Source organism: Streptococcus mitis (genome assembly GCF_003942765.1).
GTDB classification, from domain to species: Bacteria; Bacillota; Bacilli; order Lactobacillales; family Streptococcaceae; genus Streptococcus; species Streptococcus mitis_BE.
Window position 1 is genome coordinate 1 of sequence record NZ_RJNW01000005.1, and the last position, 26601, is coordinate 26601.

The 26601-nt window shown below is 40.3% G+C and carries 29 protein-coding genes; 1 reads left to right on the forward strand and 28 read right to left on the reverse strand.

Annotation, left to right across the window (positions count from 1 at the left end):
- From D8849_RS07860 to pbp2a, 5 genes are all read right to left on the reverse strand, one after another.
- A partial coding sequence (locus D8849_RS07860; RefSeq protein ID WP_142998939.1) for a sigma-70 RNA polymerase sigma factor region 4 domain-containing protein occupies positions 1-315 on the reverse strand: 315 nt, incomplete at its 3' end.
- A 120-nt stretch (positions 316-435) separates the two neighbouring features.
- Positions 436-972 (reverse strand): transcription termination/antitermination protein NusG, encoded by a 537-nt coding sequence (gene nusG, locus D8849_RS07865; RefSeq protein ID WP_125386697.1) that lies wholly within the window; start codon positions 970-972, stop codon positions 436-438.
- Between the two features lie 53 nt (positions 973-1025).
- Positions 1026-1202, reverse strand: a complete 177-nt coding sequence (secE, locus tag D8849_RS07870; RefSeq protein WP_001210990.1) for a preprotein translocase subunit SecE — start codon at positions 1200-1202, stop codon at positions 1026-1028.
- Positions 1203-1211: 9 nt separating this feature from the next.
- Positions 1212-1364 (reverse strand): 50S ribosomal protein L33, encoded by a 153-nt coding sequence (gene rpmG, locus D8849_RS07875; RefSeq protein ID WP_001809375.1) that lies wholly within the window; start codon positions 1362-1364, stop codon positions 1212-1214.
- Positions 1365-1416: 52 nt separating this feature from the next.
- Entirely contained in the window at positions 1417-3612 is a 2196-nt protein-coding gene (pbp2a, locus tag D8849_RS07880) for a penicillin-binding protein PBP2A (protein ID WP_125386698.1), read from the reverse strand.
- 86 nt (positions 3613-3698) lie between these two features.
- On the opposite strand from pbp2a, the gene D8849_RS07885 reads away from it, so the two are divergent.
- Positions 3699-4574 carry an RluA family pseudouridine synthase gene (locus tag D8849_RS07885; protein ID WP_125386699.1) on the forward strand — a complete coding sequence of 292 codons (876 nt, stop codon included), beginning with the start codon at positions 3699-3701 and terminating at the stop codon, positions 4572-4574.
- 67 nt (positions 4575-4641) lie between these two features.
- Here the strand turns inward: D8849_RS07885 and gap are convergent, their stop codons facing one another.
- The 23 genes from gap to pbp1b form a co-directional block, all read right to left on the reverse strand.
- Positions 4642-5649: a type I glyceraldehyde-3-phosphate dehydrogenase gene (gene gap, locus D8849_RS07890; protein WP_000260685.1), complete on the reverse strand. Its 1008-nt coding sequence runs from the start codon at positions 5647-5649 to the stop codon at positions 4642-4644.
- Between the two features lie 318 nt (positions 5650-5967).
- On the reverse strand, positions 5968-8619 hold the full coding sequence (adhE, locus tag D8849_RS07895; RefSeq protein WP_045597464.1) for a bifunctional acetaldehyde-CoA/alcohol dehydrogenase: 2652 nt from the start codon (positions 8617-8619) through the stop codon (positions 5968-5970).
- Between the two features lie 300 nt (positions 8620-8919).
- Positions 8920-9330: an MORN repeat-containing protein gene (locus D8849_RS07900; protein ID WP_042749891.1), complete on the reverse strand. Its 411-nt coding sequence runs from the start codon at positions 9328-9330 to the stop codon at positions 8920-8922.
- Entirely contained in the window at positions 9317-9760 is a 444-nt protein-coding gene (locus D8849_RS07905; protein WP_125386700.1) for a low molecular weight protein-tyrosine-phosphatase, read from the reverse strand. Before D8849_RS07905 ends, D8849_RS07900 begins: the two co-directional genes overlap by 14 nt.
- A 46-nt stretch (positions 9761-9806) precedes the next feature.
- Positions 9807-10106: a preprotein translocase subunit YajC gene (gene yajC, locus D8849_RS07910; protein ID WP_049492702.1), complete on the reverse strand. Its 300-nt coding sequence runs from the start codon at positions 10104-10106 to the stop codon at positions 9807-9809.
- Between the two features lie 127 nt (positions 10107-10233).
- Entirely contained in the window at positions 10234-12210 is a 1977-nt protein-coding gene (gene tkt / locus D8849_RS07915; RefSeq protein ID WP_125386701.1) for a transketolase, read from the reverse strand.
- A 116-nt stretch (positions 12211-12326) separates the two neighbouring features.
- Entirely contained in the window at positions 12327-12950 is a 624-nt protein-coding gene (locus tag D8849_RS07920) for a ribonuclease P (protein WP_125386702.1), read from the reverse strand.
- Positions 12951-13000: 50 nt separating this feature from the next.
- Positions 13001-13990, reverse strand: a complete 990-nt coding sequence (gene jag / locus D8849_RS07925) for an RNA-binding cell elongation regulator Jag/EloR (RefSeq protein WP_049492474.1) — start codon at positions 13988-13990, stop codon at positions 13001-13003.
- A 17-nt stretch (positions 13991-14007) separates the two neighbouring features.
- Positions 14008-14832, reverse strand: a complete 825-nt coding sequence (locus tag D8849_RS07930) for a membrane protein insertase YidC (protein ID WP_221762854.1) — start codon at positions 14830-14832, stop codon at positions 14008-14010.
- Complete coding sequence (rnpA, locus tag D8849_RS07935) at positions 14807-15178, reverse strand: ribonuclease P protein component (RefSeq protein ID WP_125386704.1); 372 nt, start codon at positions 15176-15178, stop codon at positions 14807-14809. Before rnpA ends, D8849_RS07930 begins: the two co-directional genes overlap by 26 nt.
- A gap of 149 nt (positions 15179-15327) precedes the next feature.
- Entirely contained in the window at positions 15328-16518 is a 1191-nt protein-coding gene (locus D8849_RS07940; protein WP_125386705.1) for an acetate kinase, read from the reverse strand.
- A gap of 50 nt (positions 16519-16568) precedes the next feature.
- Positions 16569-17522 (reverse strand): class I SAM-dependent methyltransferase, encoded by a 954-nt coding sequence (locus D8849_RS07945; RefSeq protein ID WP_020902382.1) that lies wholly within the window; start codon positions 17520-17522, stop codon positions 16569-16571.
- Between the two features lie 60 nt (positions 17523-17582).
- Positions 17583-18170, reverse strand: coding sequence for a class I SAM-dependent methyltransferase (locus tag D8849_RS07950; RefSeq protein WP_185756232.1), 588 nt, complete (start codon positions 18168-18170; stop codon positions 17583-17585).
- Between the two features lie 32 nt (positions 18171-18202).
- Positions 18203-18616 (reverse strand): competence type IV pilus minor pilin ComGG, encoded by a 414-nt coding sequence (gene comGG, locus D8849_RS07955; RefSeq protein WP_125386706.1) that lies wholly within the window; start codon positions 18614-18616, stop codon positions 18203-18205.
- On the reverse strand, positions 18594-19055 hold the full coding sequence (comGF, locus tag D8849_RS07960) for a competence type IV pilus minor pilin ComGF (RefSeq protein WP_125386707.1): 462 nt from the start codon (positions 19053-19055) through the stop codon (positions 18594-18596). The genes comGG and comGF overlap by 23 nt, the downstream gene beginning before the upstream one ends.
- Entirely contained in the window at positions 19018-19320 is a 303-nt protein-coding gene (comGE, locus tag D8849_RS07965) for a competence type IV pilus minor pilin ComGE (protein WP_125386708.1), read from the reverse strand. Before comGE ends, comGF begins: the two co-directional genes overlap by 38 nt.
- Positions 19283-19687 carry a competence type IV pilus minor pilin ComGD gene (comGD, locus tag D8849_RS07970; protein ID WP_247930602.1) on the reverse strand — a complete coding sequence of 135 codons (405 nt, stop codon included), beginning with the start codon at positions 19685-19687 and terminating at the stop codon, positions 19283-19285. The genes comGE and comGD overlap by 38 nt, the downstream gene beginning before the upstream one ends.
- Complete coding sequence (gene comGC, locus D8849_RS07975) at positions 19680-20006, reverse strand: competence type IV pilus major pilin ComGC (protein WP_042749867.1); 327 nt, start codon at positions 20004-20006, stop codon at positions 19680-19682. Before comGC ends, comGD begins: the two co-directional genes overlap by 8 nt.
- 1 nt (position 20007) lies before the next feature.
- Positions 20008-21024: a competence type IV pilus assembly protein ComGB gene (gene comGB, locus D8849_RS07980; protein ID WP_125386710.1), complete on the reverse strand. Its 1017-nt coding sequence runs from the start codon at positions 21022-21024 to the stop codon at positions 20008-20010.
- Positions 20972-21913 carry a competence type IV pilus ATPase ComGA gene (comGA, locus tag D8849_RS07985; RefSeq protein WP_125386711.1) on the reverse strand — a complete coding sequence of 314 codons (942 nt, stop codon included), beginning with the start codon at positions 21911-21913 and terminating at the stop codon, positions 20972-20974. The genes comGB and comGA overlap by 53 nt, the downstream gene beginning before the upstream one ends.
- A 76-nt stretch (positions 21914-21989) precedes the next feature.
- Positions 21990-22355: a DUF1033 family protein gene (locus D8849_RS07990; RefSeq protein WP_000286405.1), complete on the reverse strand. Its 366-nt coding sequence runs from the start codon at positions 22353-22355 to the stop codon at positions 21990-21992.
- Between the two features lie 149 nt (positions 22356-22504).
- On the reverse strand, positions 22505-23563 hold the full coding sequence (locus D8849_RS07995) for a zinc-dependent alcohol dehydrogenase family protein (protein WP_049534723.1): 1059 nt from the start codon (positions 23561-23563) through the stop codon (positions 22505-22507).
- Between the two features lie 513 nt (positions 23564-24076).
- Positions 24077-26527 carry a penicillin-binding protein PBP1B gene (gene pbp1b, locus D8849_RS08000; RefSeq protein WP_125386712.1) on the reverse strand — a complete coding sequence of 817 codons (2451 nt, stop codon included), beginning with the start codon at positions 26525-26527 and terminating at the stop codon, positions 24077-24079.
- Positions 26528-26601 lie beyond the last annotated feature (74 nt).

Consider the following 26601-nt stretch of genomic DNA (forward strand, 5'->3'; position numbering starts at 1 on the left):
ATCATCTAGCCACAGACCGCCCTCACTGATACGATGACTGATCTCACCCACTTCTTCATAGGGTTCTTTATCATATCTTCGTTTTTGACTTTCCTGCTTACGGATATAGTCTAGGATCCGATTCCGAAACTTTGTCTTAAAATATTTCCTTAAACGAGGAATATCTTCTGCCAACTCTTCTTCTCTACTGATCAATTCATGTAAGCAAATCATTCCCTCTTGGTCCCAATCAGATAACTCCCATAAATGGAGATGATATTCATTTCTACACTTGTACACAATTCCCTGGACTTCTTTATACAATTCTTTAAACATTATGTTCCCCTTTCTAGATACAGTCTAACAGATTCAGAAACACTTTTGTCCCATTTCCCCCATTCTGTTCCCTACACCGTCTAAACTGCACAAAAAAGAGAGGACAAGCCTCTCTCTGGGTTATAATTCTGCAATTTGGTTTAGGTTTACTTCTGCAACTGTATCATTACCAAACATAGAGATAATCATCTTCACTTTGTTATTATCAATCTCTGTAATCTTACCAGTATAGTCTGCAAAAACACCATCAATGATACGTACAGTTTGACCAACTTCAACATCGATATCAAACTCTTGTACAGTTTGTCCCATAGAAACCAAGATATCACGGATTTCTTGTTCCAATAATGGAGTTGGTTTTGATCTATTTCCGTGAGATCCGACGAATCCTGTAACGTTTGGTGTGTTTCGAACAACAAACCAAGCTTCATCTGTCATCACCATTTCCACAAGAACATAACCTGGAAAGCGATTTTCTTCTACTTCTTTTCTCTTTCCATTTTTTTCAACTTGCACTGTTTGCGTTGGAATTTCAACACGTAAAATATTATCCAACATATTGTAGGTTTGTGCACGTTGTAATAGATTTTCTTTCACCTTATTTTCATAACCAGAATAGGTTTGTAAAACAAACCATCCTTTATCAAAACTATCCATGATACTTCCTTTCATAATAGAAGATTTTTGGCGTAAATAACTCCACAAATCTTCTAAAAAATGTTAATAAATCGAATCAAACCTGAAACAATCAACTTGTCAAAAATATAAATAATCACAACAAAGAAAGCAGTGTATTCCATGATAGAACGAAAATCTCTCCAGCTTTCCTTGCGAGTTGGCCATGTTGTGTCTTTAAGAAGTCTAAAAATATCTCCAATAAAACGCATCGCTCTCTCCTATCTCGTTTCTCTGTGTGTAGTGTACTTACCACAATGTTTACAAAATTTATTTACTTCTAGTCGTGTTGGCTTGGGGTTTCCGCTGATCTTGATTGAATAGTTTCTCGAACCACAAACCGCACAAGCTAGGCTTGCTTTTTTTAGTGCCATAACGCCTCCATCTTATCTATTATAACAAGAAAGCTAGGCTTTGACAAGCATCTTAACGAAATAGATTGACTACCGAATCCCATATCGTTTGAGCCTTTTCCTTAATTTTAGCATCCGAGATAGCACGGCTAGCCTCATCTACCAGATTTTGTGCACGACTTCTAATATCAGAAAGGCTATTATCCGCCTGATTTTCTTCATTACTCTGTACGTGATTTCTTGTATTGGCTGGTGCAATTCCATTTTGCTTATAAGCATTTTCAACCGTAAAGGTACTTCCTGGCGTATAAGGTAAAATGGTATTGGCAATGTTTCTAAAGACATGGGCTGCACCGTTTGAAGTAGATCCTGCTAGATAGTGGCTTTCATCAGTGGTAGGGAAACCAAGCCAGTGACTAATCACTACATCCGGAGTATAACCAATTACCCACTGGTCACTTGTGTATTCAGGATTGAAAACAGCTTCAGTTGTTCCAGTTTTTCCTGCCATGACATAGTCTGCAGGCGATGAACTAACACCGGTACCGTTGGTGAATGTCCCCAACATCATACTAGTCATCTTGTCAGCTACAGACTTATCAATCACCCGTTTTTGTGAATTTTTATGGCTCGCAATGACCTGCCCACTAGCATTTTCAATTCTACTAATAAAATGAGCTTCCGGCATTAAACCTTCATTTGCAAAAGCAGCATACGCTTGAGCCATTTGAAGAGGGTTGGTTTCAACACCGCTTCCCAAGGCGACACCAAGAACACGATCGACTTTTTCCATATTGAGTCCGAATTTTTCGCCCGCCTCAAAAGCCTTGTCAACACCCAAGTCATTAACAGTGGCAACAGCAGGCAGATTAAGCGATTCTGCCAAGGCTTGATACATAGGAACTTCTCGACTCGTTTTGATCCCTGCATAGTTATCAACCTTATAGCTGTCATACTGCATAGTATGGTTATCTAACTGCTTATTCAAAGCCCAGCCAGCTTCAACTGCAGGCGTATAAACAACTAAAGGCTTAATTGTAGAACCAGGGCTACGTTTTGATTGAGTTGCATAGTTGAAATTCCGGAATCCAGTTTTATCATTGCCAGCAACCTGACCGACAACTCCACGAACTCCACCTGTTTTCGGTTCGAGAGCCACACTTCCTGATTGAGCAAATGTTCCATCCTCTGCCCTCGGAAATAGAGCTGTATTTTCATAGACAACCTGCATATTTGCTTGATAGTTTTGGTCCAGCTCTGTATAAATGCGGTAGCCATTATTGACAATTTCTTCCTCTGTTAGATTATACTTGGAAACAGCTTCATTAACAACCGCATCAAAATAAGAAGGATAGCGGTAATCTGAGATTTTTCCTTCATACTTATCGTGCAATTGCGAAGTCATATCAACTTCTGCAGCTTCGGTTTCTTGGTTTTTATCAATGTAACCCGCTGCAAGCATATTCTGCAAAACAGTATCGCGACGATTGGTAGAATCTTCTACAGAATTCAAAGGATTATACAGTTCCGGCCCCTTTAGCATTCCTGCCAGAGTCGCAGCTTGATCCAGACTCACTTCTGATGCAGAAACTCCAAAGTATTTCTTACTCGCATCTTCTACACCCCACACACCATTTCCAAAATAAGCGTTGTTAAGGTACATGGTTAGAATTTGATCCTTACTATATTTTTTTGTTAATTCTAAGGCAAGGAAAAATTCTTTCGCTTTTCTCTCAACAGTTTGATCCTGCGACAGATAGGCATTTTTAGCCAGCTGTTGGGTAATAGTAGAACCACCACCTGAACGGCCAGCAGTTACAATAGCCAAGAAGAAACGACCATAGTTAATCCCGTCATTTTTATAAAAAGATCTGTCTTCTGTCGCAATAACGGCATTCTGCAAATTTTTACTGATATCAGTCAGTTCAACATAGGTTCCCTTTTGACCAGACAAGGCACCAGCCTCCTTTTCTTCACGGTCAAAAATGAGAGTTCGAGTTTTCAAGGCATTTTGCAAATCATTGACATTGGTTGACTTGGCTACAGCAAACAAATAGGTTCCAACTAGCAAGCCTGCACTCAAACCTAGTATAAGGACAATCTTTGTTAGATGATAGCGACGCCAGAATTTTCGAATTGGACCTACTTGGGCCAATTTTTTTCGATCACTACGAGAGCGACGCAAGCTAGTCGAATCAGAATCCTCTAGTTCACTTGTTTCTTTTTTAAAAAGAGAAAGAAATTTCTCGAATAATTTATCTAATTTCATGCGTTTATTTTATCATCTTCATCATAGGAAGACAAGAATTTAGCTATTTCCTATCCAAATGGGGCTTTTTTTGTTACAATATCTGTATGAAATTCACATTTACATTACCCGCCTCTTTGCCTCAAATGACGGTGAAGCAATTACTAGAGGAGCAACTCCTTATCCCTAGAAAAATCCGGCATTTTTTGAGAATCAAGAAACATATTTTGATAAATCAAGAAGAAGTTCACTGGAACGAGATAGTGAAGCCTGGAGATGTTTGCCAATTAACTTTTGACGAGGAAGATTATCCCAAAAAGACAATCCCTTGGGGCGATCCAGACTTAGTTCAGGAAGTTTATCAAGACCAACACTTGATTATTGTAAACAAACCTGAGGGGATGAAAACGCATGGTAATCAACCAAACGAAATTGCTCTTCTTAACCATGTCAGTGCCTACGTTGGCCAGACCTGTTATATCGTTCATCGTCTAGACATGGAAACCAGCGGTTTAGTTCTCTTCGCTAAAAATCCTTTTATCCTGCCTATTCTCAATCGCTTATTGGAGAAAAAAGAGATTTCTAGAGAATATTGGGCACTTGTTAACGGAAATATCAGCAGCAAAGAGCTTGTTTTCAAGGACAAAATCGGACGTGATCGTCATGATCGCAGAAAAAGAATAGTTGATACAAAAAATGGGCAATATGCTGAAACGCATGTAAGCAGATTAAAGCAATTTCCAAATCAGACTACCCTTGTTCGTTGTAAACTAAAAACAGGGCGAACCCATCAGATTCGTGTGCATCTTTATCATCATAACTTCCCTATCCTAGGTGACCCTCTCTATAATAGTAAAGGAAAATCAAGTCGACTTATGCTTCATGCCTTCCGACTTTCCTTTACCCATCCGCTTACTTTAGTGAAACTAACTTTCACTACCCTTTCAGATACCTTTGAAACAGAATTAAAAAAGAATGGATGATTCCGTCATCCATTTTTTAATATTTAAAAAGCAAGACCAGAGGCCTTGCTTTTTATCGACTCATGAATTATTTAGCGATTTTTGCGAAGTATTCAAGAGTACGAACAAGTTGTGCAGTGTATGACATTTCGTTGTCGTACCATGATACAACTTTAACCAATTGTTTACCGTCAACGTCAAGAACTTTAGTTTGAGTTGCGTCAAACAATGAACCGTAAGACATACCTACGATATCTGAAGATACGATTGGATCTTCTGTGTAACCGTATGATTCGTTTGAAGCTGCTTTCATAGCTGCGTTCACTTCATCAACAGTAACGTTCTTTTCAAGAACAGCTACCAATTCAGTAACTGATCCAGTTGGAGTTGGAACGCGTTGTGCAGATCCGTCAAGTTTACCGTTCAATTCTGGGATTACAAGACCGATAGCTTTAGCAGCACCAGTTGAGTTAGGAACGATGTTTGCAGCACCAGCGCGAGCACGGCGAAGGTCACCACCACGGTGTGGTCCGTCAAGGATCATTTGGTCACCAGTGTAAGCGTGGATAGTAGTCATCAATCCTTCAACAACACCAAAGTTGTCTTGAAGAGCTTTAGCCATTGGAGCCAAGCAGTTTGTAGTACATGAAGCACCTGAGATAACTGTTTCAGTACCGTCAAGAACGTCGTGGTTAGTGTTGAATACAACTGTTTTAACGTCGTTTCCACCAGGAGCAGTGATAACAACTTTTTTAGCTCCACCTTTAAGGTGTTTTTCAGCTGCTTCTTTCTTAGCAAAGAAACCAGTAGCTTCAAGAACGATTTCTACACCGTCAGTAGCCCAGTCGATTTGTTCTGGATCACGTTCAGCAGAAACTTTAACGAATTTACCGTTAACTTCGAATCCACCTTCTTTAACTTCAACAGTACCGTCGAAACGACCTTGAGTTGTGTCGTATTTCAACAAGTGCGCAAGCATAACTGGATCTGTAAGGTCGTTGATACGAGTAACTTCAACACCTTCTACGTTTTGGATACGACGGAAAGCAAGACGACCGATACGTCCGAAACCGTTAATACCAACTTTAACTACCATTAGTGATTTCCTCCTTATGAAAATCATGAAATTTTTATTGTGAAAAGAGTAACTTGAATCACTACAAATCACCTTTCAACAAACCTATTATATAACTATTTGAGTTGAATTGCAAGTACGGGCGTTGTTTTTTGTCTATACCCCACTTATTTTTCTTTCTCCTTTGAAAGCCTATACTGCTGTCTTTCTTTGTCTACCTAGTCATTTCCCACTTCCCTTTTCAGATGAAAAGTGAAAATGGAAAAGCTAAAAATTATTTTCAATCTTCCAATTTTACAAAAAAGAGACAGGAAATTCCTGCCTCTAGGCTGATAACAATTATTTACGGCGTCCTGGTCTTTCTTTGTAGCCATAGTAAGAATCTTCGATGATTTCTTGCATATGGTCAACCATTGGAAGACGTGGGTTAGCTGGTGAACATTGATCTTCATAAGCAAGGAAGGCCAATTCACGAGAATGTTCTTTCCATTCTTTTTCATCGATTCCTTGTGCTTTGAAGTTCATTTGGATACCTACGCGCTCACCAAGTTCGTAGACAGCTTTTGCGTAAGATTCAACCCCTTCTTCTGGAGTAGAAGCTGGAAGTCCAAGCATGCGTGCGATATCTTGGTATTTTTCATCTGCACGGTAGTAGTTGTACTTAGGCCATGTTGCTGTCTTAGCTGGACGTGTACCGTTGTAGCGGATGACGTATGGAAGCAAGATAGCATTAGTACGACCGTGGATTGTGTGGAATTGCGCACCAATCTTATGGGCCATTGAGTGAGAAATACCTAGGAAGGCATTAGCAAAGGCCATACCAGCGATTGTTGAAGCGTTATGCATTTTCTCGCGTGAGTGGAAGTCTGCATTCTTAACTGAGCTTTCAAGGTTTTCAAATACAAGCTTGATGGCTTGAAGTGCAAGACCGTCAGTGTAGTCGCTAGCCATTTGTGATACGTAAGCTTCAGTCGCGTGAGTCAATACGTCCATACCAGTGTCCGCAGCAACAAATCCAGGAACTGTCAATACCAAAGCAGGGTCTACGATTGCCACAGTTGGTGTCAATGAGTAGTCAGCGATTGGGTATTTACGGTTATTTGCTTTATCAGAGATAACGGCAAATGGTGTTACTTCAGATCCTGTACCAGATGTTGTTGGGATTGCGATGAATTTAGTCTTCTTACCAAGCAATGGGAATTTGAAGGCACGTTTACGGATATCCATGAATTTTTGTACAAGGTCACGGAAGTCCACTTCTGGTTGTTCGTAGAAGAGCCACATTACTTTAGCAGCATCCATTGGAGATCCACCACCAAGAGCGATGATTGTATCTGGTTTGAAGGCACGCATGATTTCAGTACCACGTTCAACTGTAGTGATATCTGGATCTGGTTCTACATCAGCAAAGATTTGGTAAACAACCTTATTGCGACGAAGATCAAGTTGTTCGATGATACGATCAAGGAAACCAAGCTCTACCATGGCATGGTCAGTAACGATCATGACACGTTCAACGTCACGACATTTTTGAAGGTATTGAATTGAATCACGTTCAAAGTATGTTTTTGAAGGAAGTTTCATCCATTGCATGTTATTTCTCCGTCTTCCGACTTTTTTGATATTCAAAAGGTTAATGGCACTAACGTTATCCCCAACTGAGTTACGTCCGTAAGAACCACATCCGAGTGTCAATGATGGCAAGAAGGCATTGTAAACGTCCCCGATACCACCGAAAGTAGAAGGTGAGTTACAGATAACACGAATAGCTTTAACAGCTTTACCAAATTCTTTAGTCAATTCTTCATCAGCTGTGTGGATAGCTGCTGAGTGCCCAAGACCGTTAAATTCAACCATTTGACGAGCCTTAGTAATACCATCTTCACGGCTTTCAGATTTCAAAACTGCGATAACTGGTGACAATTTTTCACGAGTCAATGGCTCGTTTTCACCAACTTCTTTACATTCTGCAGCAAGAATGTTTGTTCCTTCTGGAACTGTAAATCCTGCTTGCTCTGCAATCCAAGTTGCTGGTTTACCAACGATGTCAGCGTTCAATTTCGCACCAGCACAGTTTTTGCTGTTTGCTTTCACGCCGAAGCAGAATTCTTCAAGAAGAGCTTTTTCTTTTTTGTTTACAAAGTAAGTGTGGTAAGATTTGAACTCTGCTACAAATTCATCGTAAATTTCTTTATCAATGATAACCGCTTGTTCAGATGCACAGACCATACCATTATCAAATGATTTAGACATAACGATATCGTGTGCTGCTTGACGGATGTTTGCTGATTTTTCAACATAAGCTGGAACGTTTCCGGCACCTACCCCAAGAGCTGGTTTACCACATGAGTATGCGGCTTTAACCATGGCATTACCACCTGTTGCAAGGATTGTCGCAACACCTTCGTGGTTCATAAGGGCACTAGTTGCTTCCATAGATGGTTCAGTGATCCACTGTACGCAGTTTTCAGGAGCTCCTGCTTTAATCGCAGCATCACGAACGATTTGAGCTGCGTGAGCTGATGATTCTTGAGCTGATGGGTGGAAGGCAAAAACGATTGGATTACGTGTCTTCAATGAAATCAATGATTTGAAGATTGCTGTTGATGTTGGGTTTGTTGTTGGAGTGATACCACAGACAACACCAACTGGTTCAGCAATAAGAGTCAAACCTGTTACATCGTCTTCTTCGATAACGCCAACTGTCTTAGTGTGGCGCATGTTGTTTACTACGTGTTCACAAGCAAACAAGTTCTTAGTTGCTTTATCTTCAAATACACCACGTCCTGTTTCTTCAAAGGCATGTAAAGCCAATTCTCCGTGGGCATCCAAAGCTGCCACTGACGCTTTAGCTACGATGTAGTCGACCTGTTCTTGGTCGAGTTTACGCATTTCCTCAAGAGCAACTAAAGCTTTTTGCACCAAGCCATCGACATGCTTTTCAGCAGCGAGTTTCTTTTCTTCTGGTGTCACAGTTTTTTTATCAGCCATATTTTCCTCCATAGCTTTCAAGGATCGATATCCTTTGTTAATTTTTTCACAAGTTTATTATAACGCATTATTTCAACTTTGTAAACAGTTTCATAAACATTTCACAAAGAATTTTTTATTGTTTGTGAAATTTTTCTCATTTTCTTTACTTATCAAGTTTTTTCTTTAGAGTTTGTGAAATGAATTTCAAATATTTTTTTATTTCACAAGCTTGATTGGAAGAGGAGCTTGGAAAGAGATAGATTTTCTAGTAAGCGCTTACTTTTAAATGATAACAATACCTCCTTTGATAAGGAGGCTTTATTTTTGTTGAAAAACGCCTTGTTTAAAAGTCCCTTCATAAACGACTTCTTGTTCTGTTGTTAGTTTCCCTTTTCCTTCAGCCTGACCATTTACAAAATCACCTTCGTAGGTCCAGCCTTCTTTAGATTGAAAGGTACCTTTTCCGTTGAAGGCTCCATTGTTGAAACCACCAGTATACTGGTCCCCATTTTGGAAAGTAATGGTACCTTGGCCATTCATTTTACCACGTACAAGACTGCCATCGTAAACAATCGTTCCATTATCAAGCTTTAGAACGCCTTTTCCGGGAATATTTAGAAAAAAGACGAGTACAGCACAAAAAACAATCGTAACTACTGCCAAAATCTCTAAACGTGGACGAGTCAGATAGACACGATACTTGTCGTAAAAATTCTTAAGATTTTCCATCTTCACTCCCCTTTTCTAAACGTTCTAACCAAGCTTGACAACCCTCTTGAACACGCTGATAGGTTTCCTCAAAATCTCCTGTATACCAAGGATCTGGAACACTTTCAGATGCGAATGAGTAAATCTTATCTTTACAGCCTGCTGGACACATCTGACGTAAGTCAGAAACATTTGAAGCATCCATACCGATAATATAATCAAAGGCTTCAAAATCTTCCTTACTAATCTGAAGCGATGTCTTGCCTTTATCATAAGGAATCTGATACTGTTGAAAAATCCCTTGAGTTCCCTTATGAATCGGATTACCATGTTCCCAAGAGGAAGTCGCTCGACTTTGGATTTCATAATTATCTGTCATTGATTTCATAACAAACTCGGCCATAGGGCTGCGACAAATATTTCCCAAACAGACAAAGACTAGTTTTTTCATCCCATTTCCTTTCTTTTACAGAAAAACGGGAGTTGATAATCCCGTCTTATTTTTCAATTGCACCTTCGAGTGAAGCTGTTTCTTTCAGCGGTAATACTGTCTTGATAGCAGCTAGTTCAAAAGTCAAGTAAACTCCATCGACATCAAGAACAATGGTTCTCTTCTCAGTATCTACTTCATCGACTGTACCGTAAAGTCCACCGATTGTAATCACTTCATAGCCTTTTTGCAGTTTATTTAAGCTTTCCATACGTTTTTGTGCTTGTTTCTTTTGAGAGCGTTGCATAAAGAACATCAAGGCAAACATACCTACAAGCATGATCACAAATGTTAAATTTGGACTAATATTTTCCATAGTATTTTCTCCTTTGTATTTTACATAGGACTACTATATCAAATTTCAGCTACTTTTACAAGATTGTGCCTTGTTTTTCTAGTAAGAAAAACCAGAGCTTGCGCCCTGATTTTTAGGATTATTTCAAGTTTTGAACGACTTTTACAAGATTTTCTACAGTAAAGCCATATTCTGCCAATACTTTTGGTGCTGGGGCAGAGGATCCGAAGGTATCAATACCGAGAACAGCACCATCGAGACCAACATATTTGTACCAGTTTTGAGTCGCACCCATTTCGACTGCAACACGACGACGAACTGCATTTGGAAGAATTTCTTCCTTGTATGCTGCATCTTGTTTATCAAAGACATCTGTAGATGGCATGCTGACTACGCGGACTTTTGCACCTTGACTAGCCAATTCTTTGGCAGCTGAGACAGCAAGATTAACCTCTGAACCTGTCGCAATCAAGATGGTATCAAAGTCTGCTGCATTTTCATAGACAACATAGGCACCTTTTGCAACTTTATCAAAGTCTGTTCCTTCTTCAACAGTCAAGTTTTGACGTGTCAAGACAAGGGCAGTTGGTGTTTTTTCGCTTGTCACTGCAAGGTACCAAGCTGCTTGTGTTTCACGCGCATCTGCTGGACGGAAAACGTTTAGATTTGGCATAGCACGAAGACCTGCTAAATGCTCAACTGGTTCGTGCGTTGGACCGTCTTCCCCAACCGCGATTGAATCGTGGGTAAAGACATAAGTCACAGGAAGACCTTGCAAAGCTGACAAGCGGACAGCTGCCTTCACATAGTCAGAGAAGACGAAGAAAGTTCCACCATATACACGAAGTCCACCATGAAGAGCCATCCCGTTCAAGATCGTTCCCATTGCAAATTCACGAACACCAAACTGAATGTTACGGTTCAAGCGATTTGCATCGTCTTGAAGTCCATCTGTTTTGATATAAGTCATGTTTGAGTGAGCTAGGTCCGCTGATCCACCCAAGAAGGTTGGCAACTTAGCAGCTACAACGTTCAAAGCATCTTGGCTTGAATTACGAGTTGCTTGAGAGAAGCCATTTTCTAAAGCAGGGAAGTCCGCTGGAGTCACTTCAACTGGGTCGCGTCCGTCGATGATGGCTTCTACTTCTGCAGCCAATTCTGGATGCGCTTCTTTATAATCAGCAACTAATTTAGTCCAAGTTTGATAAGCTGATGCACCACGGTCTGCAACATGTTCTTTGAAATCAGCATATACTTGTTCTGGGATTTCAAATGGTTCATAGTCCCAGCCAAGGGCTTGGCGAGTAGCCGCAGTTTCATCTGCTCCAAGAGGAGCACCGTGTACGGCATTAGTTCCCTGTTTGTTTGGAGAACCGTATCCAATAACAGTCTTCACTTCAATCAATGATGGTTTGCCTGAAGCTTTAGCTGTTTCGATAGCAGCATGGATGGCTTCCAAGTCTGTTCCATCTTCAACCAAGGCTGTATGCCAACCGTAAGCATTGTAACGGTCACGAACACTTTCTGTAAAGGAATCCTTTGTCTCACCATCCAAGTTGATGTCATTTGAATCATAAAGGACAACCAACTTATCTAGCTTTTGCAAACCTGCGTATGAAGCTGCCTCACTTGAGACTCCTTCCATCAAGTCTCCGTCTCCACAGATAACGTAAGTATAGTGGTCAAAGATATTGTAGCCTTCGCGGTTATATTTGGCTGCCAAGAAACGTTCTGCCTGGGCAAAACCAGTGGCAGTTGAAATCCCTTGACCTAAAGGACCTGTTGTAGCATCAATCCCTGCTGTATGGCCAAATTCTGGGTGACCAGGTGTTTTTGAACCCCATTGACGGAAGCTCTTAATCTCATCCATGCTGACATCTTCAAAACCAGAAAGATGAAGAAGGGCATAAAGGAGCATTGAACCATGGCCTGCTGAAAGAATAAAGCGGTCACGGTTAATCCAGTTTGGTTGAGCCGGATTGATACGAAGTTGTTTTGTAAAGAGGCTGTAAGCCATAGGAGCCGCTCCCATAACCACACCTGGGTGACCTGAGTTGGCTTTATTAATGGCGTCAATACCTAGGAAACGAATTGCATTAACAGATAGATTTGACATAGAATTTCCTTTCTATTTGAGGTGATTATTGGATCACACATTCTATTTTACTATTATATGAAAAAATACATAGAATAGCAATTAAACAATTCGACGCTATATAAGTCATCTATTTTCTATTCTCTGGTCGCCTGATAGTAGGGAAGTAAGCGTTCATAAGCTTCTTCTAATTTTCCTAAAATCATTTCTAATGATTGGGTTTCTATAAAAGAAACATCTGCTTTAACTAACACTTTTCGGATTTCTTGACTGCCTACCTTCTCGACTAAGACTTGACGATTTTCTTCGTTCGCCTCCCACCGTTGACTTTGGCCATCAGAGTAGGCTAGATAATAAATCCCTTCAACGGTTGGAATTTCTAAAACTTTGGCCTGCTTGCCTAGAGTTTGCTCATCTTTCTTGCGCTCGATGAAACTGACTTCTAAGGAAACACCAAAATCAGAGGGTACTCCATACAAACGAAGAGCCAACATAGGTTCTGTCACTCTCCCCTCACGCTGTAGATAAGCCCAGAAGTGCGGTCGCAAGCGCTGCGCTTGGTTCATCCACTGGCTAGTCTGTTGGAGTTGCCATTCTGGATGGCTTGCTTGAAAGGCTTTGGCTAGCTCTGTAAAAGCCTTTCTGGCCTCTTGACCTTTGTGGCGAAATGCCAACATTTTCTCTCGCTCTACTCCCGCTTTATCAGGATTACGGTACTGCAAACCAGCAAAGTCTAGATAGTCTCTTATCTTATTCAACATTAATTTAATCTCCTCCAGCTAGCAAAAAATCAGGATAACCCTGATTTTGTTTATTCTGTATCTACAACGACATAGCGATTTGGCTCATCACCCTCAGAGTAACTAGTCACGCCATCCATGCGTGAAATAATACGATGGATAATCTTGCGTTCACTATTTGACATGGGATCTGTCTGATGACTACGGCCTTCTTCTAAAACACGAGCCGCCAATTTTTGCGCATAGGTCTGCAAGACTTCTGCACGGTGTTCAACATAATCATTAACATTGATTGTGATATAGAAGGTTCTTGAATAGCGGTTATAAAGATAATTTTGAGCCAATAGTTGCAAGGCCTTTAAAACTTTGCCATGGTAACCGATAATACGACCTGGTTCGTTGGTATCAATTTGCAGATTGATGCTACGACGATTATAATCATTCGAAATCGTCGCCTCAACGTCCATATCATCAATAATAGTTTGAACATAAGTCGTTACTTCCGTAGCTACTTGTTCAATATCAAAGCTCGGTTCCACCTTTAAGCCCAAATCTTCTAATTCTTGACTTTCAGTTCGTTCAGCTTGAGTCTCGACAATAGGAGTTTCTACTTCTTCTCCGAAACCAGCTTCTTCAAGCTGTAATTCATTTAAAATCTCAATGTGCCCAGTTTCTTCTAAGATGGTGCTAGCATGTTTTTCATTTTTCAAGATTTCAGCCTTGACTTCATCAGAAACCCCTTGGCCTTCTTCTTCAATCTTTTTAATTGCTTCTACAACATGACCCAAATCAACGGTTGCTTCACTGACCGTTTTGACCGGTTCATTTTGTTCATTGATTTCTTTAGGAACACCCTTAATAGCTTGTTGATTTGCTTTAATGACAGTTGTTTCACTAATAGCTTCAATGTCAACTTGAGCTGGTTTTTTACCAAATAAACCAAGAAATCCTTTTTTCTCGCGAGAAATGACTTTGATATGAGCCTTCATTCTTGGAATATCTAATTCTTTCAATCCTTTCTGGATTGCTTCTTCAACAGTTGAACCTGTAAATACTCCCATTACCAGATTCCTCCTTATTATTTCGTTTTCTGAGCCTTTTTCTTGGCTTTTCTTTTTCTATTTTCCAAATCTTTCTGTGCCTGAGCTACAGCCTCGCGCTCTGCGATAATCTTGAATGGATTGTTCAAGAAATAGGTTTGCAAGACTTGATAAGCATTGGACACTGTCCAGTAGAGGGCGACTCCACCTGGTGCATAAACTGCAAAGACAAAAATCAAGACTGGAATCCCATACATCATCGCTGTCGTAGCTCCATTACGTTCAGACAAGGCTTTGTTAGACAACCAAGTACTTAAAAAGGTGAATACAGCTGCCAAAATCGGAAGAACAAGGGTCGTATCCACACCACCAAGGTTAATCCATAAGAAATGACCTGTCTTTAAAAAGTCAACTCTTGATAGAGCTTGGAACAAGGCCAAGATAACCGGCATCTGAATCAAAATCGGCCAAAGAGAATCCGACTGTCTGACACCCATTTCTTTAAAGACTTTACGCATTTCTTGCTCTAGCTTGGTTCTGCTTTCCATATCACGACCTGGATATTGTTCTCGAAGCGCCTTAATGCGTGGTTGAGCTTCCTGCATTTTTCTGGAAGCCACCATTTGCACTTGGAAGACTGGCAAGAGAACTGTACGAATCAAGACCGTAAAGAGGATAATCCCCACTCCGATACTGATATCAAACGATAAAAAGCGAATGATTTCCGCAAAGAAGTAAACAAATTTACTCCAAAAATCAGCCGATTCGGCTGTAATATCGCTAGTTGTCCCATTTGTTGCACAGGCTGTCATGAACAATAGAGACAGTCCTAGCAAACTAGTCAACTGTAGTTTCTTTTTCACTCCCATTTCCTTCCTGGTAAATCTTTGATAATTTTAATACGTGGAGTAGATTTTTCTCCATCTCTGCGTATCCTAAGTTTTCAACCCCTTTTCGAGCAATGACAACAAAATCGACATCTTCTACCAGACTCCCTTTTGCATTCTGGATAATATGTCTAATTCGTCGCTTAATTTGATTTCTAGTGACGGCATTCCCAAGTTTTTTGCTAACTGATAGACCTACTCGAAAATGGTTTTTCTGGTTTTCTAGTTGGTAGACAACAAATTTGCGATTGGCAAAACTTGTCCCCTCCTTGAAAATCGCCTTAAAATCTTTCTCTCTTTTTACACGAAAGTTTTTCTTCAAAACTCAACTCCATCTATTAAATTACTACTATTATACCATATTTTTCAAAAAAGCCAATCATAGCAAGGTTTTGGACAATTTCACCATAAAAAGAAGCTGGAAAAATCTCTTTCCCAACTCCTTGTACGGAATATTTTTACTAGTTTTACTTATTTTTTCAAGCGTTCAACGTCACGGGCAATGACCAATTCTTCATCAGTTGGAATAACCAAAACACGGATCTTCGCTGCCTCTGTTGAGATGTCTCCTGTCACGCCAAAAACGTTCTTTTCTGGATCAACATCACAGCCAAACCAAGAGATACCTGAGATAACATCTTCACGTACGTTTGCTGCATTTTCACCGATACCTGCAGTAAAGATAATAGCATCTGCTCCATTTAAGACTGCAAGGTATTGACCGATATGTTTTTGGATACGGTCAACATACATTTCATAGGCTAAAGTGGCATCGTGGTCCCCTTCTTTCATAGCAGCAATTACATCACGCATATCACTAGATTTACCTGAAACCCCCATTAGTCCTGATTCACGATTAAGAACGTGACTAATGTCTTCAGGCGTGTTAAAGTCCTCTGTATATTGCATTAAGTAAGGAATGATAGCTGGGTCAATATCTCCTGTACGTGTTCCCATCATCACACCACCAAGTGGAGTGAATCCCATTGAAGTATCAACAGATTGACCGCCCTTAACTGCTGTAATAGAAGCACCATTACCGATGTGGCAAGTAATCAATTTCAAATCTTCTAATGGACGTCCCAAGAGTTGTGCTGCTTCTCCTGCTACAAACTGGTGGCTTGTACCGTGGGCACCATATTTACGAACCTTGTTTTCTGTGTAATATTTTGTTGGTAGAGGGTAGCGATAAGCTTTCTCTGGCATAGTTGTGTGGAATGAAGTATCAAAAACAACTACACTGGTAATGTCTGGCAACAATTCCTTGAAGGCACGAACACCTGCTGCATTGGCTGGATTGTGGAGAGGAGCCAACAAGCTCAACTCTTCAACTTTTTCTAAAACATCTCCCTCAACGACTGTTGATTCTTTGAAATATTCTCCACCTGCAACAACACGGTGGCCAACACCTGTAATCTCATCATAAGACTTGATAATATCGAAACGAATCAAGTCATCCAATAAGATTTTAACAGCTTGTGTGTGATTTTCAATATCCAAAATTTGTTGTTCAGAACGGCCGTCAAATTTTACAGTTGAAATTGAATCTTTCAAACCGATACGTTCAATCAAACCTTTCGCCAATACTTTTTCTTCTGGCATTAAGTATAATTGCCATTTCAAACTTGAACTTCCCGCATTGATTGCAATTGTTTTTGTCATAACATGATACCCCTTTTTAAGCGTTTTCGTCTATTATAACAAAATCTATTTTATATTTCAGTACCTTGAGTCCATTTTTGAAAATTTTCTTTAAATTTCATTAAAACACTTGCATCTTGTAAGCTAGCAAGTGGATAAACAAAAGGCTCTACTGCTATTTCATTTTTCTTCTGTAGGATAAAAATAGTCTTAGATTGTTTGGCATTGGCAAAGAGATTTTCAGGCAAACTAATCATGGCAACTAGATTCGCCTCCTCTTTCAACCACCCTTTCAACAAATCACTCTGAGGACTGGTCAACAAATCACTCGGAGCGAGAAAAATAGCGTAGCCATCTGACTTGAGATACTTAAGTCCTTGTTCCATGAGCAAGTGATGAGCGTAAGTATGTTCTTGACTAGAAGCAACTTGATGGCGCGACGCAACGGCATCATCTGGATAATAGCCGACAGGCAAGTCGCTGATGACCACATCGCTCTCTTTGAGCATTTGTGGACGAACGGCATCTCCTTGGACAAAGCCAGCCTGCAAACCAATTACATCTGCCATACTAGCCGCCAAATCAATCAGCAAATCATCCACTTCCATTCCCAAGTAATCCACCTTTTTATCAAGCGAGGTCAAGAAAGTAGCGCCTAGAATTCCCATCCCAGAACCCATTTCGAGGATCGTAATCTCCTCTTCTTTAAACAACTCTTCCACAATAAACACCAAAAGTAAAGCAATGGCATCTGGTGTAAACTGGTGATTGGCCTGTAGGGGCTCTGTCTGCCCAGCCTTCATCAAGAGAAACTGGTAGGTCTTGAGCCATTCTTCTTTGCGTAGCGCTAAACGTTTAAGGGCCTGATTGTTTTCCTTGACCTGCTCTAGCTCAGTTTCACCATCCAGATAGATGCTATTTTGCTCCACCAAGGCGTCATAAAAGTTGGTCGCCAAATCACTTTGGATGACTTGGACATTCTCTAGTAAATAGGTATAAGCTTGTTCAATTTTTTCAAAATCCATATTCCTATCTTATCAAATTTCCCTTCTTTTTTCCATCCTTATAGAAAAATCACTCCCTGACTAGGCGAGTGATTTTTGGGCTACTGTTAAAAAGAGTTCTGCGTAATTTCCTTGAAACAGGTCTTCAGCGCTATAGAGGATCTGACTATGCACAGATGAAAAACCAAACTGGGCTAGCTTGTTTTCCAGTTCAACCAATTCAAATCCATGATGGGTAGCTTCTGTCTTGGTAAAATCAGCAAGTAGGAGTTGTCCATCTTCCCTCAAATGTTGATGAAACAGTGAGAGAGCCGCATCCAAATCAGGCATATGATGAAGAACACGACAAACAACAATGAGATCAAACTCTTTCTCCAAGGTTTTTTCCAGTAAATATTGCTCCAAAAAGTGGATATTCTTGATGTCTTGCCGCTCCGCTTTCAAACGAGCTTGCTCCAGCATTTTCTCCGAAATATCCACCAATGTTACAGACTTGGCCTGCTTGGCTAGGGGCAAGGTTAACAGACCCGTCCCTCCACCGAAATCCAAAATTTCTTTGTCTGATAGAAGATCAATCTGTTTCTCGACTGCTTGACAAACCAAGTTTGCAAGGAAGATATTTTTAGGGGAATCGAAAGTTTCTGCTTTGTGGTTAAAATCATGTTTCATATTTTTAGTTTAGCACAAAGTAGCTTGATTGGCTAGGAATTCTCTTTCTTTTCAACTTTCTCTTCTGATTTTTTCTTCTCTGCTTGATTACTTGAATCAGTCACTACCTTTTCCTTTTTAGCTGTTTTCTCTTCTTTGAGTTTGACGGAAGGAAAGATGAACTCATATTGGCTCTTAGGCGTACGAACCCTTGTCACCAAGCTTGTTTTCTTGTTTTGATAGTTCACCTGACCTAGATTAAAGGCCTGTTCCCCACTTTCTTGCTCAACCTTATCTTTGGCTCGTTTGGCCATAGCAAAAGCGACTAACTTTTCTTTATTCAAAGCATAGTCTTGATAGTGGGCAACTTGTCGGTTCAAGTAAAATTGTAACAAAAGACTAAAGATGGCTGCCATGGTGACTGCATAGAGGAGAACACCTGCCTTAACTTTTTTCTTTTTCCACACGATAGATGAACTCCCTTTCTAAGCCTTTTTGGAACTGGAAACGAAAACGAACCAGTTGATTCTCCTCTGTAATCTGCGCAGATTTGAGTCCATAAATCATAGGCTGATATCCTCGTCCACTGGCATCAGTTTTTCGAAAATCATCCGATTTTGACTTACCTATCGCAATTTCCTTGCCATCCTGCTTCATATAGAGGCGATTACCCTCCACTTTTTCGAATTGCGAACGATCTAATTCTGCCTCCAGCTGGTCCACAAACAAGAGCCACTCTTTTTGCTCGCTTTGCTGCTGGTAGCGAACTTCTGAAATGAGGAGCTGACTCATGGCTTGAAAGAGAAGTAAGCTTCCACTGATGACAATGAGGGCAATCAAGGATTCCAACAAGGTGAAAGCCTTGACCTTATGGCTCTTTAATCGCCAACAACTGTTCTGAACCATGATAAATCTCCAATCCTTTTTCACTAGAAAACACCTGAATCTCAACTCCGTTTATCTTTACCTGATTTTGACCTGTCTGTAGTGCCATCTTAGCTACACGCACAACTTCTTCTTTCTGCAAGATTTTTGCTTCTTCTTGCCTATTCTTTTGAATTTGTCCCAAAAGAAGGGTAGCAATACTGGCAAAGATAGCTAGAGCAACTACTGCTTCTAGTAAAATTACTGCCCTAATTTTTTGTTTCCTTAATGCGTTTAATTTTTCCATTTCCTAGATATAATTGATAACGAATCGCTCCTTTGCTGGTCTGAAATTCAACCTTAGCCAGGGACGAATTGCCCCCAGTTCGGTCAAATGTAATGTTTTGGCCTGATGGTACCTTAATTCCTTTAGGAACTGTCAACTTTTGACTGCCATTACTGATCGTTTGCCCAGCTAAGTTTAGACTAGTCTTTTGCTGACTAGCTACACTGCGTTTTTGGGTTTCCCGATACAGTTCTTCAAACTCCATAAAGAAAATCTGCTCCTCTACCGCAGCAAAAGTGGACTGGACAGAGTCGGACAAGCCCAAGGCAAGGATACTCACAAGACCCAAAACTAATAGACTTTCCAGCATGGTAAAGGCCTTAATCATTGACTTTACGATTTGTTCCTCCATTTTTAGCATAGTATTCATTATAGGCTTTAGCCTGTTCAGGAGTAATACGCCCATCTGCTTGTAACTTACTTAGGCTAGCATCTTCATTTTTATCCAAGCTATAAAGCTCTGCCTGGCTTTCCACCACCTTAACAACAGCAGCTTTTCCTTTGTCATTGACTGCTTCTTTTTGCTTGGTCAGATTAGGTACAAAGAGCAAGAGAAGCACGCTGATGATGAGCAAGACCACCAACATTTCCACAAGCGTGAAAGCTTTCACTTTCGCTTTTTTCAAGAATGTCATCATTTTTTTCATGTTAAAAATTTACCTCCATATTTTGATACATGGGCATGAGCATTGCCGCATAAAGTAAAACGATAATCAGAGCCACAAAGATAAAGACCAGTGGCTGTACTAAGTTCATGGTGCGGTTGACTCGGGTAAAAAAGGCTTCCCAAGTTTTTTCAGCATAGATTTCCAACTCACTACCCAGCTTGGACTTGACTTCCCCATACTCGATAATGAGACTCAACTCTTTCCTAAAGAAAGGATAGGTCGCTATCGTCTGAGAAAATTCGCAGCCATTTTGTAGGGATTGAGCTAGGTCTTGACCGATTTCTTTAAAGAGCTGGGAACCTTGTTCCTGCATGATCTGAAAAATCTGCGTCAGCTCCATCCCCTGCGAAATCATATTCCCCCATTCACGCGCATAATAGGCTGTCAAATAGGTCTGCACAAAGATTCCAAGAAAGGGAAGGCGTGCTAAGATAGAAAAGGCGCGCATCTTAGAACTTCTTTTATAAAAAGTTAGTGCTAAAAGGATACCTACTGAAACAAAGCCTACCATTCCTAGAAAGATTTGTGGGAGATTTCCAATGATTTGGGTGGCAATATTACTACTATCCAGTTGTGGTAGCAGGTAATTACGTAGTCCCAGCATAATTAAGAGAAGAAATCCCAGCAAAATCAAAGGATAGGTCGCTACTTCAATTAATTTTTTCTTGACCTTGGCTAGATTGTCTAGATACTCTTCTATCTTTCCCAAACTCAGGTGGAGATTTCCATGGACTTCCGCTAGGGATAACTGAGTGACAATGGCACTTGAAAATCCCAAACTTTCCATCATTTCTGAAAATGATTTCCCCTGAGACAAGCCCGTGCGCATCTGGATCACACACTGCTTGTCTAACAAAGCACTCCTATCTAAAAAGGAGATGGTCTCCACCAGATGAAAACCGCTGGAAAAGAGATTGTTAAACAGGGTGATGATATTTTTTTGCTTAGCTGTAGCTAATTTTTTCCGTTTCAGCCTGAAGACTTGTGATATGTCCATCTTCAAGAAGCTGGTCAATCTGTTCATTCCAGCTAGTTGGCTGGTGTTCTTGATAGTCTTTGTTTGCAAAGTCAACGATTCCTCCTCCCCCGATTAATCTCTGATAGCAGACTCCCTGCAGAACGACTGCCAATTCCTCCTCACTCACACCCAACTCCAGAAGGCGCTCATAAACACCTCGAATGCTCTTGGCATGAATGGTTGAAAAGACTGTCGCACCTGTCAAACTAGCTCTGACCACTGCACGCGCCGTTTCGCTGTCCCGAATTTCTCCGATAATCAAGAGATCAGGACGATGCCGTAGGGAAAGCTTAATCAGATTTTCATAGGTTAGTCCGATTGCTTCGTTCAACTGCAACTGGAGCATGTCCTCCTGCTTGATTTCGACAGGATCTTCGATAGACATGACTTGCTGTCCTTTAAAGATGGACTTGGCCAATTCGTGCATCAGGGTTGTCTTACTACTTCCAACTGGACCAGCAAAGAGATAGAGACCCCGTTGCCTATACTGCTTGCCCAATTCGTCAATATCCTGAAACCAAAAATGCAACTCCTGCTTCTCATCATGCAACAAGCGAATAACTAAACTCTCATGCCCTCTATAATCGCCTACGGTAGATAAACGTAGTGACGCCATCTTATCGTCATAGGCATAATCACAGGAACCAAGTTGACTACGTCGCTTTTCTCCAACATTCATACCCGCCACAAACTTAAAGTGACTGATGACGGCCGCAAACTTTTCAAAATCATAACAACCGATTTTACAGCGCTCGTCTCCCACCCTCATATGAAGCTCATAGGCGTCTAACTTGGGGACAAAATAAATGTCTTGCGCCCCTTTTTTCCGGGCCGAACGAATGATTTCTTGTGCAATTTCTTGAACCATACTTACCTCCTCACCTATACTATTCGCAAAGATTTGGAAAAATAAAAAAAGCAACTCCAAAAAAGTTACTTTTTCTCTATTTTAATTTCATACGGCAAGAACGGTGCCTTTCCTTACCTGTTTGTTTTTCATAGCCTGGGCGTAGTTTTTCATCTGGAATAACCTGCTCATCCTGTAAAAGAGCCAAAGAATGGTATTGTTGTAAATACTCATCACATTCATCACACCAGCGTTGATCTTCTGGATCCCAAAAAATAGTCATCAAGTCACTTCTACTTTTATAAAGAGGGGATTCTTGTTCCAATCTAAACCAGCAAGTTTTATAGTATTTGAGAGCATCATAATACTGGTCAAATTTCTTACTTGCTACAATATCTTCTTCCCAACCTTCTAAGAACCACCACGGTTCAAAATCTCCGTACATTTCTATAACACGATACATATTCATTCATTCCTTTGTACCGTATATTATAACCAATTCCGCTAAACAAGGAAAGAAATATGCTCATTTCTTAATTTTTTGATAAAAAATCCAGCTATCTTATGATGACTGAATTTCTATTTGCTTATGTTCCAAAATATTTTTACTACTTAAGCTTCTGAAATATCGTTTTCGATGATGACCTTAATTGCATGGTGGTCTGCCGCCTTACTGAAAACTTCATAGGCTTTTTCAATTTCACTTAGTTTGAAATAATGAGTTACCAATTTTTCTGGTTCAATCTTATGACTTTCAAGAGCTTTCAACAATTGTGGAGTGGTATTTGTAGATACCAAACCAGTTGTTACATTGATGTTGCGAATCCAAAGTTTGTCCAAATCGAATTCGACTGGTTTACCATGTACACCACAGTTGGCAACTGTTCCGTCTATACCGATAATCTTTTGACAGAAATCAAATGTTGCAGGAATACCAACAGCTTCGATAGCAACATCTACACCACGACCATCTGTCAAATCATAAATTTCTTTAATGGCTTTTTCAGGGTCTGAAGAATTAATCTTATGAGTCGCACCAAATGATACAGCAGTTTCCAAGCGGTTATCGTCTAAGTCCACCATAATCAATTTAGCTGGTGAATAGAATTGAGCTGTCAAAAGAGCAGCCAATCCAACTGGTCCTGAACCAATAATGGCTACGCTGCAACCAGGTTCTACTTTCCCTTTTAAGACACCAATTTCATATCCAGTAGGTAGAATATCTGATAGCATAACCAAAGCTTCGTCTGACAAGTCTTCTGGAGTATGGTAAAGAGTGTTATCTGCATGAGGGACACGTAAATATTCAGCCTGCATACCATCAATCAAGTGACCGAAAATCCAGCCCCCTTCGTCTTCACAGTGGGCATAAATTCCTTTTTTACAGTAGTAGCATTTACCACAGGCACAAACACAAGAAATCAAGACCTTGTCGCCTTTTTTGAAGTTAGAAACTCCTTCCCCAACTTCTTCAACAATCCCAATCCCTTCGTGACCAAGAATGGTACCACTTTGACAAGCGGGAACATCCCCTTTGATAATATGGAGGTCTGTTCCACAAATAGTAGTTTTTACGATACGCACAATAGCGTCTGTTGGCTTGCGAATAACTGGTTTGTCTACATCAACAAAAGAAGCAAGTCCTGGTTTAACATAAGTATAGGCTTTCATAAAGCATTCCTCCGTTTTTTATTTGTACTATTTATAATATAATTGTAAGCCTTTTCATTTGTTTGTTCAAGTTTTTTTGTGATTTTTTTAACTTTTTTATTTACCAGTAAAGTAATATAGATAAAAAAGCAGAAGCTAGTCTCTAACTTCTGCTTTCATTCTTAACAAAGAGAAACTTCACTGCTGCAGAAGAACTTTCGATTAACATAAAACGATTAAACAGAGACGATATTACTGATAGATGGAGAATATTCTTCTGTATCATTGAAACACTAGGACATCCAAAACAATTGCACTTTCAGTAAATTTCTATACTAAAATTACAAATAATCTCTGCAATATTATCTAGGCTGCAAAACTCACTTGATAATTTACATTTTACCAACAATTTTGACAATAGCTTTTGTCTTTAAGAGCATAAAAACGGCCTTGCTTCTCACTTAACGAGATTCAAGACCGTTATTTAAGATTTTTATTTTACACTTGAAAAAGAGAGGTTTCTATTTTATAGTTCTATCTTCTGCTATTTGATTGTGTAGATGATGAACTTGATGTACTGCTAGAGCTATTACTTGAGCTTGGTGTAGATGAGAAACTACCAATAATACTTGACCAAGCATTTTGGTAATCTGCTTCACTTCCTCCAATAGCAAAGTGATAGCTTGTCGTTGGAGCTCCCGCCTTGGTAGCCCAATAGCTCGTTACAGTAGAACCTGAAAGATCCACTGTTCTTCCATTAACAGATACTTTGCCAGGCTTCTGCCCTGTAGATCTGAGGACCTGAGATTGGGTCACACTAGAATCAAGGCTAAAGCGTTCATTGCCCCAAACACCAGGCTCAGCCTGTTGGATAGCATTGACCAAGTGGGCCATATATTTGGCATTTCGATAATGCCCAGCCCCCTTAGCCATTGGACGGTTGTCATCATGACCTAGCCAACCACCTAGAGTCAATCTTGGCGTCGAAAGCATGAGCCACATATTTTCATCCTCGTTGGTTGTACCAGTCTTACCAATCCAGTCTGCACGAGCTAAACTTGAATTGATAGAAGCCAAGTCCGTTTGGAAACTTGAAGTGATTCGAGATGAAATCACCTCACGAAGTAAACTCTGCATAATCGTTGCTGTTGCCTTCGAATACACTTGAACTGGTTTGTCTTGGAATTCATAGATTACTGTGCCATCAGATGATTCAATCTTAGAAATCACATGTTTCTGATGGTAGACACCGTTATTAGCAAGTGTTTGATAACCATTGGTATGCTGGGCAACTGTAACTTCAATACCACCGCCCATAGGTAGACTTTCGATACCGTACTCTGGAATCTCATAACCCATTTTCTCCATATAGCTCTTAACATCGACACCTTTTTCACGAAGCATGCGATAGGTCCAATAGGCTGGAATATTCCATGAATAGTTTAAAGCATCACCCAAATTGACCATATCTGTGCCTTTACTACTACCATGCACAATCGGACTACCATTTGCAAAATTTGTAGGATAATTTGACAATATGCTAGCACTTCCCATCAAACCTTGGTCAATGGCAATTCCGTAGGCCAGCAAAGGCTTGGTTGTAGAGGCTGGTGAACGCTTGGTGTCAAAGGCGTGATTGTTTTGGTTAGTCTGGTAATTACGACCACCAACAAAGCCTAGAACAGCCCCCGTTTTATTGTCCATCAAAACATTCCCTACTTCAGGCTGCCCAGTCGAATCATCTACCAAATGACCATAGTTAGCAACTGCATTTTGCATGGCCGCATAGATTTTTTTATTGATCGTTGTAGTAATTTTGTAGCCACCATTACTTAGTTCCTGCTCAGCTCTCTCATGATAAGCCTTTCGAATCGCTTCATTTTTCAACTCTTGGTTAGAGACATTGTCCTGTCGAACTAAATAATCATACATACGGTCTGTCGCTTCAGCCATAGCTGTAAAGTAGAGGTAATCCCTCGAAACAACATTGACAGTTCCTGATGGCAAGAAGTCTTGTTTGAGATTATAGTCCTTGTACTGGTCGTATTCTTCCTGAGTCAGAGCACCCGTGCGGTACATGTTGTAGAGAACATCCTTGGCCCGCTTCAAACCAAGTTCTAAGTCTTCATCACTCTTTAACTCTCCAGTATTTTCATAAGGAGAATAAGTAATCGGACTCTGTGGCAAACCTGCTAGGAAGGCAGCTTGGGGAATACTCAACTTGTTGGCATCGATACCAAAAATCCCTTCAGCAGCTTGCTGGGCACCTGCAATATTCTGCCCTTTATGATTTCGACCAAAGGGAGCAACATTGAGATAAGTCGTCAAGATTTCATCCTTACTCATGCTACGTTCCAAGGCAAGGGCATCAACAATTTCTGTAGCCTTACGAGCCAAAGTCGGAGCATCTCCAACCACTTGTTGCTTGATTAACTGTTGGGTCAAGGTCGAGCCCCCGCTAGATGAGCCCAAACCTGCAAAGGTTCCCAAAGTCGCCCGAATCACAGCTTTTGGCACAACCCCATTATGTTCAAGAAAATGTTCGTCCTCAGTTGCAACGATAGCCTTTTTGAGATTGTCTGATATTTCCTCAGATGAAACAGAAGTTCGCAGTAGGTCACTCTCGATAGAAGCAATAACACTCCCATCTGCGTAAACAATTTCTGAGATGGAAGAAATATTTTTAACCTGCTTAACTAAATCCTCCGATTGGGGAACCTTGGCCTTGTCAAACAAAGCAACTCCATAACCAAGAGCTACACCAGCACCAAAAAGCCCACCGATAAAGCCTAAAATAAAGAGAGTATTCAAAATTCCCTTGATAGCAACTAAAATGCTACCTAGGATAGTCAGAACTTTCCCACCTGTCCCATCCGACTTCTTCACTTCTGAGACTTTCTCTGATTTTTTATGATTTATTTTTGATTTTACTCGCTGGAAAAATTCCAGCATTTTTCGTTTTAATTCATTTAATTGATTTTGCATGGATTTCCTCACTGTAACTATTATACCATAAAAGGTAAACTTTCAATAAAATAGCCACTTTCTTCCCTATTCTA